The sequence below is a fragment of the Arthrobacter sp. CAN_A214 genome, from assembly GCF_015751955.1.
Lineage (GTDB): Bacteria > Actinomycetota > Actinomycetes > Actinomycetales > Micrococcaceae > Arthrobacter_D.
Window position 1 is genome coordinate 1 of sequence record NZ_JADOUU010000033.1, and the last position, 18,811, is coordinate 18,811.

Genomic DNA, 18,811 nt, shown 5'->3' on the forward strand with positions numbered 1-18,811 from the left:
CCGAGCTCAATGACCGACCACGAAAAAGACTAGGGTTTCAAAAACCGATCGAACTGATCGAAAACCTCCTGTTGCAATGACCGCCAGAATCCGCCCATCGCCAATCGGGACGGTACCGATGGGGTCGCTGTGATTCCAAGCAGTTCTTGTCTATGGGATGCCCAGCGCATGAACCTGGCGTGCAACCCGTTCTACTGGATTTGGCTGACGGCCCAGTGGATCGTTCGATGGGCTGTTGGGGATCGACGTTGGTCTATCCCCAGCCTTGGTGATCCTCGCAGGAATGGTACAGAATGCGGTCATGGACATCACCGACAACGGACCAAAGCCGAACGCATTCGACATCGAGAGCGCTACAACGGAGAACGCCGATTACCGCCGCGTTGCTTGGACGGGCAAGCACCTGCAAGTGACGCTCATGTCGATCGGGCCCGGCGGTGCGATTGGCCTGGAGGTGCATCACGGCACTGACCAGTTCCTTCGCATCGATGCCGGGAAGGGCCGGGTGAAGATGGGGCCCTCGAAGGACGACCTCTCGTTCCAGCAGGACGTCGAGGACGGCTGGAGCATTCAGGTACCCGCCGGAACGTGGCACGACGTCGAGAACACCGGCGACGAACCACTCCGCCTGTACACGATCTACGCGCCCACGCACCACGCGCAGGGCATCGTGCAGGAGACGCCGGAGGACGCCGAGAAGGACGAGGAGCAAGGCCGCGACGAGCCGCCGTCGTGGGTCGAGGAAGTCGACGACAAGGGCGAAGAGACTGCCTGAACCTCTTCATCGCGAGGACGCCCGCCGAGCTCTCGGCGGGCTCCAGCCAGGAACGGGCGCGCCCCTACCGGGAGTTCCAGGGCACACGGCCTGACCGTCTCAACGCTCAGCTCACCAGAAGCCCCGGTCCAAGCGACAAGACCGCCGAGCCGAAGGAGTAGATGATGACCGACCACACAACGCAGGATCGGAGCTTCGCCCTTACCCGGACCTTCGCCGCATCACGGCAGGCGGTGTTCGCGGCATGGACCGATCCCGAGCACCTCGCCTGGTTCTACAACCCCGACATGCCCACACCGAGCACACCCATCGAGGTCGAACTCCGGGTCGGGGGAATATGGAAACAGCAGATGAACGTCAATGACGACCTCAGCTATCCCACCGGCGGAATCTACCTCGAGATCGTTCCTGACGAACGCCTCGTCTTCCGCTGGGGAGCCGTCGACGGCTGGCCCGACCTCGACGGCGACAATGAACTACTTGCCCCTGTTGTCACAGTGCAGCTCAACGACCTCGGCTCCGGAACGGAACTCGTCCTCACAGTCCAGTTCTCCGAGCGTCTCGACATCACCGAGGTGCAAAGACTCATCCTGGGGGGCACCCGCGACGGATGGGGTGCCACCATCGACCGACTCAACAACAGCACCGCCCTCACCACTGTCGCCAACTGCATTGCAGTGCCCCAGATCTATGTCAGCTTCCCAGGAACTGCCCGAGAAGCACTGGGTTTCTACGCGAGCATCTTCGGTGGTGAACTTTCCCTGCATACCTACGAGGAGTTCGGCAGGAAGGACGGTCCGGCAGGCGCGATAGCTCACGGAGTGCTCAGCGGGGTGGTCTCCCTGGCGGGATCGGATGCAGCAGCAGGAGAGAAGACGGTCCAGCTCGAAGGAGTCATGCTCTCGTTGCTGGGAACCGCCGAACCTACCGTGCTTCACCAGTGGTTCGACAAGCTCTCTGCGGGCGGGTCGGTGATCGATCCCCTCGCACCGAAGCCCTGGGGCGCCTCGGACGGACAGGTAATAGACCGTCACGGCCTCCACTGGCTCATCGGATACGAGCCTGAGGCATAGGTGACGCACACCTGCTTGCCCGGCTGACGAACGAGAGCACCCACGTGCTTCAAGCCGTGGACTGGCTCGCAGAGGCTGCATTGCGTCGAGCCATAGTCCCGTCAGACGAAGCTCCTCCCAGTCCGGTCAACAGCGCCGGGGAGTAGCCTCCACTCAAATCGACAGCCGACGGCGCCTCCGGTCCGTTCCGCCCGGCCCAAAGGTGTCGCAGCCGTGCCTCTTCCTCCTATTGACGATGGGTAGGCGCAGGTCTATCGTCAGCGGCATCCTGACCATAAGCGTCGAGCCCCACCAAGGAGTGCATCATGCCGGAATTCATGGATGTGCATCGCAACATGACTGGACTAACCAAGGAGGATCTTCAAGCCGCCCACGATGCCGACGTAGCGATTCAAAGTGAGGAGGACGTGGTGTTCAAGTCTGCTTGGGCAGATCCCGAGGCCGGGGTCGTCTACTGCCTGTCCGAGGCTCCTTCGGCAGACGCCGTGCGGCGTATCCACGAGCGCGCGGGTCATCCTGCAGACGAGGTACACCCGATCCCCCTCAAGGTCTGAGGAGCAACGGCCCGGAATCATGAGCGAAGCTCAATCCTTCCCGCGGCGGCGGACTGAAGTGCTACGCCTTGCCATGTAGAAGCGAAGCGGCAAAGGATCCGGCTCCTGCATTCTTCAGGCCGACGATATGTGGGGCGGCGTCGGACGGCATGGCGTCCTGTACGAAGGACCGCTCCACCATCGTCCGGACCGTCCATCACCAGAAATGTGAGTCGCAGTGGTAAGTGGCGAAATTCCGGCAGTGAGGCCGTCCTCTACGCGGTTCCATTCATATCGAGGCTCGACTCTCCCATCGTCGGTCTTGAGTCGTCAGGTTCGATCACCATAAAGTGATGCGAGCGACAAGCACCTCAGGAGATGACATGTCCCTCGTCCGCGTGCATAACTTCTCGGTCTCCCTCGACGGCTTCGGCTCCGGGGAGGGCCAGCAACTCGACGCTCCATTCGGTCATGCAGGGTCACGGCTGATGGAGTGGGCTATCGGAACACGCACCTTCCGCGAAATGGGCATTCCCGGGGATTCCGAGGCATCCTTCGGCGTCGACGATGCGTTCGCAAGCAGAACAGGTCCCGGGATCGGCGCGGAAATCATGGGGCGCAACAAGTTCGGACCTCAACGCGGTCCCTGGGAGGACGAGGAATGGAAGGGATGGTGGGGCGACAACCCTGTCTTCCACACCCCCGTCGTCGTTCTGACTCACCATCCTCGGCCGGTACTCGAGATGGAGGGTGGAACGACCTTCCACTTCGTTGATGCCGATCCCGTCGCAGCGCTCAACCAGGCACGCGCCCTGGCCGGTGACCTCGACATCCGCATCGGTGGTGGAGCCAGCACCGTCCGACAGTTTCTCGCGGCTGATCTGATCGACCATATGCACATCGTCCTCGTGCCGATCGTCCTGGGCCGGGGCGAACGGCTCTGGGATGGCCTCGAAGGACTCGAACAACGCTTCGACATCGAAACAACCCCTTCTCCGTCCGGGGTTGTCCATCTGGTCTTCACTCGTCGCAGGGCACGGTAGGCCGAGCGGGGAACGATCGCCCGCGGCCAGGAAGGCAGGTACGTTCCAGCCATGAGGCCATTCTGAACCGACTTGTTCATGGCCGATACTGCAACGCTGGGTGAGGATGGATGCACAAATGGGGCCGTGTTCATCCCCGTATGAAGAGCTGCGTCGTCGTTGTCAGCCGCCGGATCGTCCCAGCGCTTGACCGATGACGCGGGCTGCTTCTTGGTAGGCGCCGGGGTTCGGGCCGGAGTAGTTCAGGCGGTTATATGGTCCGGTCGATTCAGCGGGGAACCAGTCGTTGCCGGGGGCGATGAGGACGTTGTCGGCCTCGCATTCCCGGGTAAAGGCGGACAGGTCTGTGGTGTCAGACAGTAGGGCGACCCGTCCAGTCAGACGCACGGTGAAGGACCGAAGCATCCCTTGCCCCACCGCTGGTGCCGGCTGTGCCACGATAACCAGAACAACGTATGGGGGACGCAATGCTGCTCAACCGCCGAATTCCTGTGAGTGCCCTGTTTCTCGCGCTGTTGGTCGGAGTATGCCCTGCCTGTACTGCGGAGAGACCATCGATCGATGGATTGCCGTCCTACAGCTCGTTGGAAGACGCTCGGCAGGCTGTCGCCGGGCACCTCGATTGTGAGGAGAACCCACCCCTACCCACCGCGATCATGGGTGATGAAGGACAGATTCCCGCGGAGTCCGTGAAGTGCACGCAGTCCGTCAAGATCTTCTACTTCGAGTCGACGGAAGCGCGAGACAACGCGTACGCGGTGATGGCTGATGCTGCGGAGCCTGACGGCTCGGTGTACTTCGCAGAGGGGAAGAATTGGTTCGTAGTCGATTACTCCGACGTCGGGGTCGGCACAGGAGACCCTGAAAACCCTTGGACCTCTCAGCCCTGTCGGAACCGCTCGGTACCCGCTACACCGACGTGAACTAGAGCCACGGATCGTTACCCGCCCCATAACGGATCCTTGGGTTCAGCCGATCGTTGCAACACCACCGTGACTCGGAGTGTTGCAGAAGGCATCGAAGCTTTGGTCGCGATAGTAGCGCAATATTGTTGCCCGTGGGTGGTACCGCTTGAACCAATCGCAGGCGTGAAGAGATCAATCGCGACTATATACTGAGACACGGCTCAGATCGACGGCACAGAATGGGGCGTCCGTCGCAGAGCTGCTCGCCACGGTCTCCCGCCTCACCGGCGAAGATCCTGCCGAATCAGTTCCTCTGATCGGACACCCCCAGACTCCCAGTTCAGGATGACCGTGCATGAACGCCACCAGCTTCGGTCCGCAACGTGGGGCTCGTTCGAATTCTCCCGACACCTTATCGAAGGCCGTTAGTACTGTGACCTCTTCCCCCGCCGCCGCGCGCCTGTCCTCCCTGCGCGCACTCCTCTTCGACCTTGATGGTGTGCTCACCCCGACCGCTGAGGTGCACATGCAGGCGTGGTCGCGGTTGTTCACGCCGTACTTGAGGGAAAGGGGCATTGAGCAGGGTTACTGCGACGACGATTACTTCACCTACATCGACGGACGCCCCCGCTACGACGGCGTACGCGCCCTTCTATCCTCCCGCGGCATCACGCTTCCCGAGGGCCTCCCGGAGGACACCCCGGGACTTGGGACCGTCTGCGGACTGGGGAACCGCAAGAACGCCGCGTTCAACGAGACACTCGCAGAGGCCGGCGTCGCGCCGTATCCGGGTTCCCTCGCCCTTCTGGATGCGGCCGTCACCGCCGGCGTCGGGGTTGCGGTTGTAACCAGCTCACGCAACGGCGTCGCCGTCCTCGTGGCCGCCGGACTCCGCGACCGCTTCGACGTCGTCGTCGACGGCCTCCTCGCAGCCGAGCGGCGGATTCCAGGTAAACCCGACCCCGATACCTATCTCTACGCCGCCGAGTTGCTCGGTCTTCCCGCCTCGGCATGCGCGGTCGTGGAGGACGCCCCTTCCGGAGTCGCAGCTGGCCGAGCAGGTGCGTTCGGCCTCGTCGTCGGCGTGAACCGGGGGGTGGGAGCGGACACCCTGCTCGCGCAGGGGGCGGATGTCGTTGTCGAAGACGTGGCCGAACTCATCCCTTTTCTTCCCCTCTCCGCGGGCGCTGACGGCCCGACCACTTCCACCTCGTAGCCCAGGACATCCCGCATGAATTTCATCTCCTCCGACCCGCTCGATCGCATCCACTTCCCGGTGGACGAGTGGGCGCTCGTCGAAACAGAATTCGACGTAGCCCTCCAGGGCCGTACCGAAACGCTTTTCTCCGTGGGCAACGGCTACCTCGGCCTGCGTGGCAACGTGGAGGAAGCGCGTGACGGGTACGCCTACGGCACCTTCATCAACGGTTTCCACGAGACGTGGCCGATCCAGCACGCGGAGGAGGCCTTCGGGTTCGCCCGGGTGGGACAGACGATCGTCAATGTTCCCGACGCGAAAATCATCCGCCTGTACGTCGACGATGAACCGTTCGTCCTGACGGAAGCCGACATCCTGAGATACTCCCGTCGCCTCGACCTCGCTGACGGCGTCCTGATTCGGGAACTCGAGTGGCGGACCCCTTCCGGTAAACGCGTCCTGATCCGGTCGCGCCGCCTCGTCTCCTTCACCGATCGTCACCTCGCGGTCATCGACTATGAGGTCGAGATGCTCGACGCCGAAGCGTCCATCCTCATGTCCAGCCAGATCCTCAACCGCCAGGACGCCGTCGACGAGTATCAACCGGGCCCGTCCGCAGAAGACGGGGCATTCGACCCGCGCAAGGCGGAGTTGTTCCAGGACCGCGTGCTCCAGCCACGCTTTCAGCTAGCCGACGGTTCCCGCTATCTGCTCGGTTACCGCACCACCAACTCCTCGATGACCATCGCCTGCGGGGTGGAGCACGAGCTGATCACCCATAACGACTGGGACGAGTCCTCCCACATTGACGACGATCTCGCCAAACATGTCTACCGCGTGAAGGCGAAGCCGGGGCGTCCCATCCGACTTGTCAAGAACATCACCTATCACACCTCCCGCGGTGTTCCTGTCCGCGAACTCGCCGACCGCTGCGGCCGCACCCTCGACCGTGCCCGTGAGACACCAGCGGAGGAGCAGTACCAGAAACAGCGCGAGTGGCTGGCCGACTTCTGGTCACGGTCCGACGTCGAGGTGGAAGGCCAACCGGCCATCCAGCAGGCTGTGCGCTGGAACATCTTCCAACTCGCGCAGTCCACGGCCCGCACCGACGGCGGCGGCATCGCTGCGAAGGGCGTCTCCGGCTCCGGGTACGGCGGCCACTACTTCTGGGACACCGAGGTCTACGTCCTGCCGTTCCTCAGCTACACGGCCCCACTGGTGGCAAGGAATGCCCTACGCTTCCGCCAGGCGATGCTTGAGCCGGCACGGACTCGCGCTGCTGAACTCAATCAGCGCGGGGCGCTGTTCCCGTGGCGCACCATCAACGGTCAGGAGTCCTCCGCCTACTACGCCGCCAGCACGGCGCAGTACCATATCGACGCCGACATCTCTTATGCCCTGATGCAGTACGTAGCCGCGACGGGTGATGACGATTTCCTCATCCGCGGAGCGATCGACATTCTCGTCGAGACCGCTCGGATGTGGGCCGATCTGGGCTTCTGGCGCAGCAATGGCGACGACAATTTCCACATTCATGGTGTCACCGGGCCTGACGAGTACACCACCGTCGTCAACGACAACCTGTATACGAACGTCATGGCGCGCGCCAACCTCCAATCAGCCGCGCGTGCGGTCAAATGGCTCAATGCAGTTGAACCCGTTGCCTACGAACGTCTGGTGTCACGCCTGAACCTGGGCGAGGACGAGGCCGCTGAGTGGTCGCACGCCGCCGACAAGATGCACATCCCCTTCGACAAGCGCACAGGCATCCACCCCCAGGACGCCGCCTTTCTGGAGAAAGAGCTATGGGACCTCGAGAACACACCGGCAAGCAAGCGGCCCCTGCTGCTGCACTATCATCCGCTCGTGATCTACCGCTTCCAGGTACTCAAGCAAGCCGACGTCGTCCTCGCACTCCATCTACAGGGCAACGATTTCACGGCAGAGGAGAAGCGCGCTGACTTCGAGTACTACGAAGCCCTGACCACGGGCGACTCAACCCTGTCCGCCGTCGTTCAGTCGATCATCGCCGCTGAGGTCGGTTACCACGACCTGGCGCTGAAATATTTCCTGTCGTCACTGTTCGTTGACCTCGCCGACCTCCACCACAACACGTCGGACGGCATTCATGTCGCTTCGACGGGTGGCGTGTGGAGTGCTCTCGTCTACGGGTTCGGCGGGATGCGCGACCACGGCGGCCGCATCACCTTCGAACCGCGTCTCCCCAAAACCTGGACCCGCATGAGCTTCCGTCTGACCCTGCACGGCACACGGGTGCGTGCCGACGTGACCCAGAAGGTGATCACCCTGACGGTCGAATCAGGTGAATCGGCCACTGTTTCGGTGCATGGCCAATCCGTGCACGTGAAATCCGGAAATCCCGTTACGGTCAGTCTCGGTCACCACGGTCCACGTCTAACCGGAACTCCTACCACGAGTGACATCGAGGGGACCCGCCGTGCGGACGGTTCGCTGGTCACTGCGTCGATCCCAACTATTGCGTTGGACGCCTAGCCGGCGGTGTCGACGACTGTCTCATCTCTTTAAGGCGTGAGTCTGAGCTTCTTGATTGTGAATGGTTTGGAGTGCAGACGTGCTGTTCGGCTTCAGGCATAAGTAGAGCAAGCCAGCAAGGCCATGAAGGCATACTGGGCGCAGGCAATGACCCTCGTCGCTCTTGGTGATCCAGACGCTGCAAGCTCCGGCCGCCGTATACTCTGAGCATGCAGATTCCGCGCCTCAACCGAAGCCTTCACGCCCAGCAGTCCACCCTCGAGCAGTTCGGGGACGATCTGTGAGCGGCGGTCTCGTCGCCCTGCTTGACGACGTCGCAGCACTGGCCCGCATCGCGGCTGCGTCGGTGGACGACGTCGCTGCCGGGGCCGCCAAGGCGGGGGTCAAGGCCGCCGGCGTGGTGATCGACGACGCCGCCGTCACCCCCCAGTATGTGTCCGGGGCGGACCCCTCCCGCGAACTGCCGATGATCAAGCGAATCTTCTGGGGCTCGCTCCGGAACAAGCTGTTGATCATCCTGCCGGCGCTGCTGCTGATCAGCGCCTTCATCCCAGGGGTCATCCCCTTCATCCTCATGGCGGGCGGCACCTACCTTTGCTATGAGGGTGCCGAGAAGGTCTGGCACAAGCTCCGCGGCCACTCCGAGAAGGAGAAGGCGCCGGCGGTCGAGCAGGGCCCGGAGGCGGAGGCCAAGGTCACCAAGGGCGCGATCACCACCGACTTCATCCTGTCCTGCGAGATCATGGTCATTTCGATGAACGAGGTGGCCGATGAATCCATCTGGGCCCGGGCGCTCATCCTGATCGTCGTTGCGCTTGCGATTACGGTGATCGTGTACGGTGCCGTAGCACTCATCGTCAAGATGGACGACATCGGCCTGCACCTGACCACCAAGGACTCCGCAGGTTCCCAGCGCTTCGGTGAGCTGCTCGTCAAGGGGATGCCCGCCGTGCTGACCGCGATAACCCTCGTCGGGACGGTGGCCATGCTGTGGGTTGGTGGTCACATCATGCTGCAGGGGGCCTACGACCTCGGCTGGCACGCACCGTATGACCTGGTCCATGTCCTCGAAGCCCCATTCGCCGGAATTGCGGTAGTGGGCGGCCTCCTGGCCTGGCTGGTGAACACCCTGTGCTCGGCCGTCCTGGGGCTCGCCTGGGGCCTCGTCGTCATGGCTATCCTCCACCCGTTGATCACTGCGTTCAGCAAGAAGAAGGGCGGACACGAGGAAGGCGACGTCCGCGCCGCAATCGCCGGCTACCGGCCGGCGAAACGTAACGCCGATTCAGCCTCCTAGCCCGCATCCACCGGCGTAGCCGGATCCTGGCTGAGTTCCTGCTCTGGCCCCCGTACAACGTCGTGGCCGGCTGTGAGGTAATGCCGTCGACGGACATGGAACCCGGAAGACGCCTCGCAGCCGTCGAACGACCGAAGCATTCGCTACTGAAATGCGCGCCTACGTGCGCGAGCTGAGCTATCGTTTTGCGTGCCGGACAACCCACAATCCGCCCCGGTCCAGTTCATCGCCGATGAGATCAACGCCGGCGTCCGGCTGGTTATCCCAACCAAGGGTTTTGCGTCTGCGTGCGTTGAGTTCCCCGGCGACGAGTTGAAGGTCCATGGGTGTGTGCTTGGAGAAGCCTGTCCCTTTGGGGACCACTCCAGCAGCCCGTTCGTTTTCTCATCGCTGCCGCGCCGCCATGGACTACCGGGGTCGCAGAAGTACACGTCCATTTCCGTTTGGAGTAAGCCTGCGCGGTGGGTATCGCCGGAGCGAGAATCCCGAAAATCCGACGGGCCCTAACAGCGGACAGTTGTGCCGTTCAGCTCATGACGTAGTGACCGGTCTACTGTGTTAGTGCTCTTAAGGGCTCCGCAAGGGAGGAAGCCTTGTCGGCGTTTGCTGCGATTTCGGCTTCTCGGATGGCTGTGCGCCGGGCGCGGCGCTTGTCATTGAGGAGGCATAGGCCGATCGCGACGAAGAACAGGAGGAGCATGGGAACTGCGAGGTAGAACATGCTCATTGCGTCGGCGCCTGGTGCGGCCATGGCGGCGAAGAGGCAGACGAGGAAGACGGAGATCTGGACCATCAGGTCGAAGGGAGAGCCTGCGGTGTCGAAGTTCAGCGCGGCGCTGCGCACCACGCGTTCGTTGATATCGACTACCGGAGCCGACAGTGCCTCAAGGACCGGTTCGTAGATCAGGAATCCGAGAACGGTGCAGATCACGACGGCGATCGCGGACTTGAAGAGCCGGTTCCGTGCTTCCTTCAGGTGTTCCTTGAGGGCCATCCGCCCTTCAGGATTGACTTTTCGACCTTTCGCACTGGCCACCTGCGTTACTGGGTGTGCGTCGGGGAGTTGCCCTGGTTCGGCGGGGCCGGGGACCCGATGGCACTCGACGCGTTATACGGCTGGTTCGGTGCCGTTCCGGGAGATGTTCCGGGAGAGGGCGTGTGGTCCACGATCCTGCCCTCGACGGTCGGCTCGACGCCGTCGTCGGACTTGTTCTCATCCTTCATCTGCTTCACCTCGGACTTGAAGATCCGCAGCGACTGGCCGACGCTTCGGGCCAGGCCCGGAAGCTTCGGTGCACCGAACAACAGGATTGCGATGACGATGACGACGACGATTGTCCAGCCTTCAGGCCTCATGAAGAATAACCTTTCGTAGAATTAGTTGTGTGCATCGGTTGTTTCCCCGTGGCAGCCGAGATGTCGGTCAGTTCGGAGAATTCCTCGAGGAGCGCTTCCCGAACGATCAGGCGGGGATCCTACTGTCGAGGGTCGAGCTTGCGCCAGTCGACATCGATCAGGTCATCGCCCAACTCCCCCCTGAGCTGCTCTTGAGCGCCCACGGCGAGGCGGCGCAATGCCTTGACAATGCGGGCGAGACCCGCGGCGTACTCCGGGAGCTTTTCGGGTCCCAGGACCAAAATCGCCAGCAATGGTTTCTCCACGGCGGGACTACAACAGAAAAGCGTCCTGCCGACCCCCCAAGCGGCAGGATGCTTCCGGTGCAGGAAGACAGAGCCACAATCCGGCCCTCCGCTTAGGGGGCCGTGGGGTGGGCCGCCCTGTGCGTGATGGGGGTCAGCTGCGTTCTGCGAGGAACTGTTCGAGGGCGGCGAGGTCATCGGTGTTGATGTGGTCGACGCCGGCATCGGCCAGTTCCGACCAGACGGCTTCTCGTGCCTCGCCCGGCAGGTCCGGGGTCGCCCAGAACCTGACCCGCGCACCCTGCTCGTGGGCGGCGGCGACGTAGGCCCGGAGCTTCTCGCGCTCAGCGGCCGGCATTTCACCCACGCCTTGCCAGGTGAAGAGCTGGGTCCAGTTGTTGCTGATCAGCGGCATGAGGCTCGATGGCAGCGCCGAACCCAGATCCGTCGCGCGGCCGTCGTAGAAGCTTGAACGTTGTTGGTCGGCGGTCATCATTTCAAGGGGGCGGTTGCCGCTGACGACGACACTCACTGCACCCTGCTTCACTTTGCCGTTGCTAAAGCGTGTGAGCAGGGAGCGGTGCTCGTCGAGCTCGGCCTCGAGGGCGGCGTATGTTTGCTCCGCGTCACCCTTGATGTCGACCAACAGTTGGAATTCACCCTCCCATCCCGGGTAGACGCTGTCGGCCCTGCCGTTTACGAGCTCGTCGAGCGGATCGAGGTAGAGGCTCTCGAGCGTCACCCCGGCCGTGACGTCTTCGAGGTCATGGGCCACGAGGAGTTCACCGTCTACGAGCCACACATCAGCCTCAACGCTGGTGAAACCGTGCTCGAGGGCATCGAACAGCGGTCGTTCGTGCTCATAGTCATTGTGGGCGTGTGCTGCCTCGCGCGGGGCGCCGAGGACAACGTCGTCCAGCGCCTGGGATGCGTTGGCCGGAACGGTGACAGAGACAGCAAGGCAAGAGCAGGCGAGCAGTAGCGCGAGCGGCCGGGTGATAGACATGGTCTTCAACTTCCTGGTGGGGGTTTATGGTCCTCCTACGCTAGGAAGCCGAGGTAAGCAGGAGGCTTACGCCCACTGGCGCCCGGGTGAACAACGCACGACACCGACTAAGCGAGCGTCGCGAGGTATCTGACCAGCCTAGGTGGGGTGGAGTGGGGTGCAACAGCCTCGACTAATCAGCGGTCTTCGTCTTCGCTCTTGAACTGTCGCCCATTCCTGGGACATGGACAGTCCCGAGTTTGCTGATTGTTCACCAAAGCAATGGTTGGGTGTCCGAAAGGGGACATCTACGGCTGCGACGTTGTGGAGTGACTCGTCCGAATAATTGCTACCCCCTCTGGAGGCTCACATGAATCCATCCGTTTCGCGCCGCAACTTTCTTGGCGGCTCCGCCGCTACCGGTCTTGGTTTTGTTTTCGCGGGATCAGGCAGTCTCGATGCCTTCGTCCGTCCGGCCGCAGCCGCCACAACCCGTACCGCGACAGGTTACGGCGCCCTGATCGCGGACCCTCAGGGCATTCTCGCTCTGCCTGACGGTTTTTCCTACAAGCTCATCGCGCGCTCGGGACAAACGCCGACAACGGATGGCGTCCACCCCTCAGACCCTGACGGTATGGGCGTTTTCGCCGCCAACAACGGTGGTTCCGTCTTGGTCACAAATCACGAGAACAGCGGTAACGAGCCCTTCCCGGTCCCCGCCGTTGAGGGCGTGACCTACGACTCCGGCACCATCGGCGGCACGTCCACCATCACGGTGGATCGAGCCGGCAACCGCCTCGACCAGTACACCAGTCTGGCTGGCACCGACAACAACTGTGCCGGCGGCATCACGCCATGGGGGACGTGGCTGACCTGTGAGGAAACGGAAAGCCGAGCTGGGCAGGGCCGACGTACCAAGAACCACGGTTATGTTTTCGAGGTGGACCCCACTAGCCGGGAAGCCAATATCGGCAAAAGTGCCGTCCCCTTCAAATTCATGGGCCGCTATTCCCATGAGGCCGTAGCAGTAGACCCCGCCACCAGCATCATTTACCTCACCGAAGACGCCGGCAACCCCAACGGCCTGTACTTCCGCTGGGTACCACCTGCCGGCTTCGTTCCCGGCAAGAACGCACTGCGGGAGCTTGCCCTCTCCCCCGGAGGCGATACCGCGGGTCAGCTTCAGGCCATGAGTTGCTACCGCGGCAGTCAGCACATCGCGGATCTCTCGGAAGCAACAACCGTCGGCACCCGACTGAAAGTGGAATGGATCGACGTGCCCGAACGTGACGCCACCGCGGTATCGGTACGCAAGCAATTCACCAACGACCAGGTCACCCGCTCACGTAAGCTCGAAGGCCAGTGGTGGGGGGACAACGGGGTGTTCTTCGTTGCCAGTTTCGCCCGCCTGGGTGACGGCAGCGTCAATGAACACGACGGCCAGGTGTGGTTCTACGACCCCTCCAGCCAGACCATCGCCCTCAAAACCATTTTCGGCGTCAACCAGAACTCCGACCAGGACAACGGCAACTTCGACGGGCCGGACAACATCACCGTCTCGACACACGGTGGTCTCATTCTGGCCGAGGACGGCAGCGGTGTGTCCCACCTCGTCGGAGTGACTTCCGAAGGTAAGGCCTACCCCCTGGCACGCAATGATTTCAACAACAGCGAGTTCTGCGGACCCGCTTTCAGCTCTGATGGCGAAACGCTCTTCGTGAACATCCAGTCTCCCGGTTTCACCCTCGCGGTCACCGGACCATGGGGCCGGCCCAGCAACGCCGCCTGACATTGTTCCCCGACCACGTACCCGCCGGTTCTGCCCCTGAACCAGGTGAGGCCGCACTGCCCCACCCCTCCGTCGTCCAGGGTTTCCAAACCGCCTGAACTCGGAGGCGAGACCGACAACCAGGCCGTGAAACCAGGAGCGGGGCACCACAAGCCCGGAATGGGCCTCAGGTGCCCCGCTTCCGGCCGGGCTTTCACCAGAACACGATGTTCACACATGATGAAGGGAAGAGCGCTTGAACCTCCAGGGATGGCAGATCGTCATGATTGTCGTGATCGCCCTACTGCTGTTCGGAGCGCCGAAGCTCCCGGGTATGGCACGCAGCCTCGGCCAGTCCATGCGGATTTTCAAATCCGAAGTCCGGCAAATGAAAGACGACGACCAGAACCAGGACAACAACGCCCTCCCTGACGAAAAGTCACTCATATAAGGACCGAAACGCAGCTCCACACTCAGCGGGACGTAACTTCCTTCGGTGATCCCGGAGGCATGCTGTCGTTTGAGGGTAGAGCGTAGGAATTCAGTGTTTAGGACCTCACCGACCGTACCTGCTTCGATGAACGATTTCCTAGCCGGGATGTGCCCGTCCCGGCCCGGGATGGCGTGGAGACCGTCTCCCTGCCGTACACGAACTTCTCGATCGTCATGCGACCAGATAAGCGTCTGGCAGCGATCACCGCACTCGGCATCGATGCCGAAAAGCTGAGGGACATTTCCCGTTCCAGTGTTAACTGGCGGCTGGATCCGCCCCTGCCCGAGGGCCAGCAGACCGGGGAACGGGTCAACGCACGCAACGACATTGACAGCGGGCACCTTGTCCGGCGTGCTTCCGCGGCCTGGGGTGACACCGGGGCCCAGTTCCCCTGGAACCTGCTCATGGTCTGCGGGGAAACCGGTGCCGAGTTCCCGGAGGAACCGTGGAGCCTACACGGCTACCTGTTCCCTGAGCTGGGTCAACAGGTATCAGAAATGCCATCTCGATCACAGTAGGTCAGCGGTGCGTTGGGCCCGTCTGCGGGAGGCGCCCGGTTGATCACGAGGGCGGTACGGAATTTTACGTGGGTGTAACACGCCCGCAACTGGTTGGGGATGTGTCGACGCGTAGCGTCGTACGTCAGATCGGATGTTAGCTGAAACCGATCCGCGGCACCCGCCGCCTCGTCAATTGGAGGCACTGTGACTTCCTGGAACACCACTCGCGACAGTGCAACACAGGCTGTCCGCAGGTCCCTACAGCGCACGGGCATGACCTGGATGGCAGTGGCAGAACACATCGACCGTCCGGTCATCTGGACGATCGCCGCGCTCCTTGGGTCCCACCCCCTGCCGGCGGATACCGCGGCGGCGGTCGGTATCCTGCTTGAACTCGACGAGGACACTGTGCTGGCCCTTCAGGAGCAGCCGTACCGGCTCGACGGCGACACCCTCAAGGCGGACCCTACGATCTATCGGTTCTACGAGCTACTCGCCGTGTACGGTCCAGCCCTGAAAGAAGCCATCCACGAGGAATTCGGCGACGGGATCATGAGCGCCATCAACTGCAACGTCCAGGTCGACCGCCGCGAAGACCCCGACGGCGACCGGGTTCGCGTCACCATCGACGGAAAATTCCTGAAGTACCAGTGGTAACCGAGCCTAAGACGGAGCACCCTATGTCGTACGTAGCCCCGAAAGACTTCGCCATCCGGATGATCGACGCGGGCCAGGCGAAGGCCCTGATGTCCACCCGTGACACATTGCTTCGCAGCTACATGGCGGGAGCAATCCTAGCTCTGGCAGCCGCTTTTGCGGTCACGATCAGTGTGCAGACTGGACAGCCCCTGCTGGGGGCTGTCCTGTTTCCCGTCGGGTTCTGCATGCTCTACCTGCTCGGTTTCGATCTGCTCACGGGGGTCTTCACCCTGGTGCCGCTGGCGTGGCTGGACAAACGCCCTGGCGTGACCGGCCGGGCGGTGTTCCGCAACTGGGGCCTGGTGTTCCTCGGCAACTTCGCCGGAGCATTCACGACCGCAGTCCTCATGGCCGTCGTCTTCACGTTCGGCTTCTCCACCCCACCCAACGAGGTGGGTCAAGCAATCGGGCAGATCGGCGAAGGGCGCACCGTCGGTTACGCCGAATACGGAGCAGCCGGAATGTTGACGCTCTTCGTGCGGGCTGTGCTGTGCAACTGGATGGTCTCGACCGGAGTCGTCGGGGCGATGATGTCCGACAGCGTCCCCGGCAAGGTCATCGCCATGTGGATGCCGATCATGGTCTTCTTCTACATGGGCTTCGAACACTCGATCGTGAACATGTTCCTCTTCCCCATAGGACTCATGCTCGGCGGGAACTTCACCTTCATGGACTATCTGGTGTGGAACGAGCTTCCGACAGTGCTCGGCAACCTCGTGGGCGGACTGACGTTCGTGGGACTCGTGATCTATAGCACTCATGCGAAGACGGCACCCACCCGTGAGGGCAAGCTTCACCGCAGCTCCGTCTAGCGAAGGGGACCAGTTGACGACCCGTCGCGCACCCTTTCCCCCGAACCGACCCTGCCCGCGCCGGTCCCTTCAGCAACGCGTCTGCAGCACCCTCACCCAACCACTGCGTCCCATATCCCGAAGGGCTCCCCGATGATCTCTAAAAACCAATTCCTTCAGGGTTTCTATCCATTCACTGGCGCCGGTCCGAGCACGATGGTGCCCATCCACGCCGACCTGTCGTACATCGTTCCGGAAGGCGTGGTCAACCAGCCGCTCTACTACCGGGGCGGCAACTCGACCCCGGAGCTGATCACCGTCGTCCTCCTTCGGGACGGCACACCAATGCGCTACTTCCCCATCGGAGCGAAGGGGGACGTGAATGTGCCCTTGCGAGTCGTCGAGGACATCGAGGGAGGATCCGTGATCGAACTGCAGGTCGTGGCACCCGAGGGCGTCAGCGGACACGTCGTCATCGACCTGGGCATGGTCGAACACTGATGACCGTCACCGAGTACGCGCCGACGGAAACGAACGTCATCGACACCCGTAGACATCTCGTGGTGATCGGAAACGGAATGGCAGGCGCCCGCGCGGTCGAGGAGATCCTCGCCAGGGGCGGAGCGCTCCAGTTCCGGGTCACGATGTTCGGGGACGAGCCGTACGGGAACTACAACCGCATCATGCTCAGCCACGTCCTGTCCGGGGAGGAGGACGACACGGATATCTTCCTCAACCCCCTCTCCTGGTATGACGAGAACAACATCACCCTGCACGCCGGCGTGCGGGCGAGCCGGATCGACAAGTATGCGAAAGTCGTCTTCACCGACGACGGACGGACAACGCCCTATGACGTCCTCGTCATCGCTACCGGAAGCCAGTCCTTCCTGCCTGCGATAGAGGGACTCCGCACCTCCACCGGGTCGCTGCTGTCCGGTGTGTACGGTTTCCGCACGATCGATGACACCCGCAACATGGTTGATCACGCCCAGCATGACCACCACCGTCGCGCGGTCGTCATCGGGGGCGGACTGCTCGGCCTCGAGGCCGCCCGCGGTCTTCAAGCCCATGGCCTCGATGTAAGCGTGGTCCACTCGGGTACTCACCTGATGAATGCACAGATGGGCACAGAGGGCGGGGCCATCCTCCGTCGGAGCGTGGAAGCCCTGGGTATCGCGGTGCACACAAGCAGCCGCACGACCGCGATCATCGGCGACGGCAGGGTGCAAGGGGTCCGGTTGCGGGACAAGCCTGATCTGGAATGTGACATGGTCGTACTCGCGGCAGGTATCCGACCGGTTGTCGACATTGCAGTCGTCAGCGGGCTGACAGTCGAACGCGCGATCGTCGTGGGCGACGACATGAGAGTCGTCGACGAACACGACATCTACGCCGTCGGCGAGTGCGTGCAGCACCGAGGGGAGGTGTACGGCCTCGTCGCGCCGCTGTGGGAAATGGCCGTAGTACTCGCCGACCAGGTCACAGGCGCGAATCCGACGGCCGAATACCTCGGGTCGCGCACCGCCACAAAGCTCAAGGTGGCCGGAGTGGAGGTCGCGTCGATGGGACTGAGCGGTCCGGAACGAGACGATGATGAACACATCGTTTTCTCGGAGCCGGGTCGGGGAGTGTTCAAGTCCATCGTTATCCGCGACGAAAAACTCGTCGGCGCCACACTCCTGGGCGACAGCCGGAAAGTCGCTTACCTCACCCAGGCGTTCGACCGGGGTCTTCCTTTGCCCGCCGAGCGGATCTCGCTCATGTTCGACGTGGGCGGCCCATCGGAGGACGTCGGAGTCGCGGAGCTGCACGCGGATGCCCAGGTCTGCAACTGCAACGGCGTCAGCAAGAAGACGCTCGTGAACGTGGTGAAGGGCGGGGCGAAAACAATCCAGGGCGCGATGGACGCAACCCGGGCGGGGAAAGGCTGCGGCTCGTGCAAACTGCTCGTGAAGCAGGTTGTGGAATGGGCGGCAAACGGAACGATCGAGGAGGACCCCTCCACGAGCTACTACGTGCCCGGCATCCCAATGGACAAAGCCACGCTGATGCAAGCAATCCGTGACCGTGGACTTCGTTCGGTCTCCCAGGTCTTCGCCGCCCTCGCTCCCGGCGCTACCGAAGACGCGAAGTCGAAGATGGGACTTGCATCGCTCATGAAGATGATGCTGGCCGATGATTACATCGACGAGCGTGATGCACGGTTCATCAACGATCGCGTGCACGCCAATATCCAGCGTGACGGCACCTTTTCCATCGTACCGCAGATGAAGGGCGGAGTCACCTCACCGCACCAGTTGCGCAAAATAGCCGACGTAGCCGAGAAGTACAGCATCCCGATGGTGAAGCTCACCGGTGGACAGCGAATTGACTTGCTCGGCGTACCAAAAGAGGACCTGCCAAAGGTCTGGGCGGACCTCGACATACCCTCGGGCTATGCCTACGGCAAGAGCTTCCGCACGGTGAAGACCTGCGTCGGGCAGGAATTTTGCCGCTTCGGCATGAGGTGTACTACTGATGTGAGACAGTTTTTGAAAGGATTGTTCTCATGTCTGCTCGACCAAGTTATACCAATGAATTCAAGGCTGATGCCGTGG

Annotated in this window: 20 protein-coding genes and 2 pseudogenes; 16 read left to right on the top strand and 6 right to left on the bottom strand. The window is 62.3% G+C overall.

Annotation, left to right across the window (positions count from 1 at the left end; genetic code table 11):
- The first annotated feature begins 301 nt into the window (after positions 1-301).
- The 5 genes and pseudogenes from IWX65_RS15585 to IWX65_RS15600 all read left to right on the top strand — a co-directional run bounded on the left by IWX65_RS15585 (position 302) and on the right by IWX65_RS15600 (position 3,424).
- Complete coding sequence (locus tag IWX65_RS15585) at positions 302-775, top strand: cupin domain-containing protein (protein ID WP_196884303.1); 474 nt, start codon at positions 302-304, stop codon at positions 773-775.
- A 164-nt stretch (positions 776-939) separates the two neighbouring features.
- Positions 940-1,401, top strand: a pseudogene (locus IWX65_RS17915) (SRPBCC family protein); the annotation flags it as partial.
- Between the two features lie 45 nt (positions 1,402-1,446).
- Positions 1,447-1,848, top strand: a complete 402-nt coding sequence (locus IWX65_RS17920) for a VOC family protein (RefSeq protein ID WP_334683924.1) — start codon at positions 1,447-1,449, stop codon at positions 1,846-1,848.
- A 305-nt stretch (positions 1,849-2,153) separates the two neighbouring features.
- Entirely contained in the window at positions 2,154-2,402 is a 249-nt protein-coding gene (locus tag IWX65_RS15595; protein ID WP_196822617.1) for an SCO4226 family nickel-binding protein, read from the top strand.
- 362 nt (positions 2,403-2,764) lie between these two features.
- The gene (locus tag IWX65_RS15600) at positions 2,765-3,424 is read left to right on the top strand and encodes a dihydrofolate reductase family protein (protein WP_196884307.1); all 660 of its coding nucleotides are present in this window, start codon (positions 2,765-2,767) and stop codon (positions 3,422-3,424) included.
- Between the two features lie 162 nt (positions 3,425-3,586).
- On the opposite strand, the gene IWX65_RS15605 is transcribed toward IWX65_RS15600, so the two are convergent.
- Positions 3,587-3,829: a hypothetical protein gene (locus IWX65_RS15605; RefSeq protein WP_196884309.1), complete on the bottom strand. Its 243-nt coding sequence runs from the start codon at positions 3,827-3,829 to the stop codon at positions 3,587-3,589.
- 86 nt (positions 3,830-3,915) lie between these two features.
- Between IWX65_RS15605 and IWX65_RS15610 the strand changes: the two genes are divergently transcribed.
- From IWX65_RS15610 to IWX65_RS15625, 4 genes are all read left to right on the top strand, one after another.
- Complete coding sequence (locus IWX65_RS15610; RefSeq protein ID WP_196884311.1) at positions 3,916-4,347, top strand: hypothetical protein; 432 nt, start codon at positions 3,916-3,918, stop codon at positions 4,345-4,347.
- Positions 4,348-4,762: 415 nt separating this feature from the next.
- Positions 4,763-5,545 carry an HAD family hydrolase gene (locus IWX65_RS15615; RefSeq protein WP_334683923.1) on the top strand — a complete coding sequence of 261 codons (783 nt, stop codon included), beginning with the start codon at positions 4,763-4,765 and terminating at the stop codon, positions 5,543-5,545.
- Between the two features lie 15 nt (positions 5,546-5,560).
- The gene (locus IWX65_RS15620) at positions 5,561-8,041 is read left to right on the top strand and encodes a glycoside hydrolase family 65 protein (RefSeq protein ID WP_196884315.1); all 2,481 of its coding nucleotides are present in this window, start codon (positions 5,561-5,563) and stop codon (positions 8,039-8,041) included.
- 280 nt (positions 8,042-8,321) lie between these two features.
- Positions 8,322-9,338, top strand: coding sequence for a DUF808 domain-containing protein (locus tag IWX65_RS15625; RefSeq protein ID WP_196884317.1), 1,017 nt, complete (start codon positions 8,322-8,324; stop codon positions 9,336-9,338).
- A gap of 177 nt (positions 9,339-9,515) precedes the next feature.
- Here IWX65_RS15625 and IWX65_RS17925 read toward each other — a convergent pair.
- The 5 genes and pseudogenes from IWX65_RS17925 to IWX65_RS15650 form a co-directional block, all read right to left on the bottom strand.
- Positions 9,516-9,775: pseudogene (locus tag IWX65_RS17925) on the bottom strand (transposase); the annotation flags it as partial.
- A 113-nt stretch (positions 9,776-9,888) separates the two neighbouring features.
- Positions 9,889-10,332, bottom strand: a complete 444-nt coding sequence (locus IWX65_RS15635; protein WP_196884322.1) for a twin-arginine translocase subunit TatC — start codon at positions 10,330-10,332, stop codon at positions 9,889-9,891.
- 47 nt (positions 10,333-10,379) lie between these two features.
- Entirely contained in the window at positions 10,380-10,694 is a 315-nt protein-coding gene (gene tatA, locus IWX65_RS15640) for a Sec-independent protein translocase subunit TatA (RefSeq protein WP_196884323.1), read from the bottom strand.
- Positions 10,695-10,813: 119 nt separating this feature from the next.
- On the bottom strand, positions 10,814-10,987 hold the full coding sequence (locus tag IWX65_RS15645; RefSeq protein ID WP_196884326.1) for a hypothetical protein: 174 nt from the start codon (positions 10,985-10,987) through the stop codon (positions 10,814-10,816).
- 145 nt (positions 10,988-11,132) lie between these two features.
- A complete protein-coding gene (locus tag IWX65_RS15650) occupies positions 11,133-11,984 on the bottom strand; it encodes a phosphatidylinositol-specific phospholipase C/glycerophosphodiester phosphodiesterase family protein (RefSeq protein WP_196884328.1) in 852 nt (283 codons plus the stop codon).
- A 349-nt stretch (positions 11,985-12,333) separates the two neighbouring features.
- On the opposite strand from IWX65_RS15650, the gene IWX65_RS15655 reads away from it, so the two are divergent.
- The 7 genes from IWX65_RS15655 to nirB form a co-directional block, all read left to right on the top strand.
- Entirely contained in the window at positions 12,334-13,752 is a 1,419-nt protein-coding gene (locus IWX65_RS15655; protein ID WP_196884330.1) for an alkaline phosphatase PhoX, read from the top strand.
- Positions 13,753-13,987: 235 nt separating this feature from the next.
- Complete coding sequence (tatA, locus tag IWX65_RS15660) at positions 13,988-14,182, top strand: Sec-independent protein translocase subunit TatA (protein ID WP_196884332.1); 195 nt, start codon at positions 13,988-13,990, stop codon at positions 14,180-14,182.
- Between the two features lie 149 nt (positions 14,183-14,331).
- Positions 14,332-14,742: a DNA/RNA non-specific endonuclease gene (locus IWX65_RS15665; RefSeq protein ID WP_196884334.1), complete on the top strand. Its 411-nt coding sequence runs from the start codon at positions 14,332-14,334 to the stop codon at positions 14,740-14,742.
- 186 nt (positions 14,743-14,928) lie between these two features.
- Entirely contained in the window at positions 14,929-15,381 is a 453-nt protein-coding gene (cynS, locus tag IWX65_RS15670; protein WP_196884336.1) for a cyanase, read from the top strand.
- 23 nt (positions 15,382-15,404) lie between these two features.
- The gene (locus IWX65_RS15675; RefSeq protein WP_196884338.1) at positions 15,405-16,235 is read left to right on the top strand and encodes a formate/nitrite transporter family protein; all 831 of its coding nucleotides are present in this window, start codon (positions 15,405-15,407) and stop codon (positions 16,233-16,235) included.
- Between the two features lie 132 nt (positions 16,236-16,367).
- Positions 16,368-16,715 (top strand): molybdopterin oxidoreductase, encoded by a 348-nt coding sequence (locus tag IWX65_RS15680; protein ID WP_196884340.1) that lies wholly within the window; start codon positions 16,368-16,370, stop codon positions 16,713-16,715.
- Positions 16,715-18,811, top strand: a 2,097-nt coding sequence (gene nirB / locus IWX65_RS15685) for a nitrite reductase large subunit NirB (protein ID WP_196884342.1), incomplete at its 3' end; no start/stop codon positions are given. The genes IWX65_RS15680 and nirB, both read left to right, overlap by 1 nt.

Coding starts and splice junctions, on each gene's coding strand:
- IWX65_RS15585 (WP_196884303.1), top strand. CDS start 302: ATGGACATCACCGACAACGGACCAAAGCCGAACGCATTCGACATCGAG.
- IWX65_RS15595 (WP_196822617.1), top strand. CDS start 2,154: ATGCCGGAATTCATGGATGTGCATCGCAACATGACTGGACTAACCAAG.
- IWX65_RS15600 (WP_196884307.1), top strand. CDS start 2,765: ATGTCCCTCGTCCGCGTGCATAACTTCTCGGTCTCCCTCGACGGCTTC.
- IWX65_RS15605 (WP_196884309.1), bottom strand. CDS start 3,829: ATGCTTCGGTCCTTCACCGTGCGTCTGACTGGACGGGTCGCCCTACTG.
- IWX65_RS15620 (WP_196884315.1), top strand. CDS start 5,561: ATGAATTTCATCTCCTCCGACCCGCTCGATCGCATCCACTTCCCGGTG.
- IWX65_RS15635 (WP_196884322.1), bottom strand. CDS start 10,332: ATGGCCCTCAAGGAACACCTGAAGGAAGCACGGAACCGGCTCTTCAAG.
- tatA (WP_196884323.1), bottom strand. CDS start 10,694: ATGAGGCCTGAAGGCTGGACAATCGTCGTCGTCATCGTCATCGCAATC.
- IWX65_RS15650 (WP_196884328.1), bottom strand. CDS start 11,984: ATGTCTATCACCCGGCCGCTCGCGCTACTGCTCGCCTGCTCTTGCCTT.
- IWX65_RS15655 (WP_196884330.1), top strand. CDS start 12,334: ATGAATCCATCCGTTTCGCGCCGCAACTTTCTTGGCGGCTCCGCCGCT.
- IWX65_RS15675 (WP_196884338.1), top strand. CDS start 15,405: ATGTCGTACGTAGCCCCGAAAGACTTCGCCATCCGGATGATCGACGCG.
- IWX65_RS15680 (WP_196884340.1), top strand. CDS start 16,368: ATGATCTCTAAAAACCAATTCCTTCAGGGTTTCTATCCATTCACTGGC.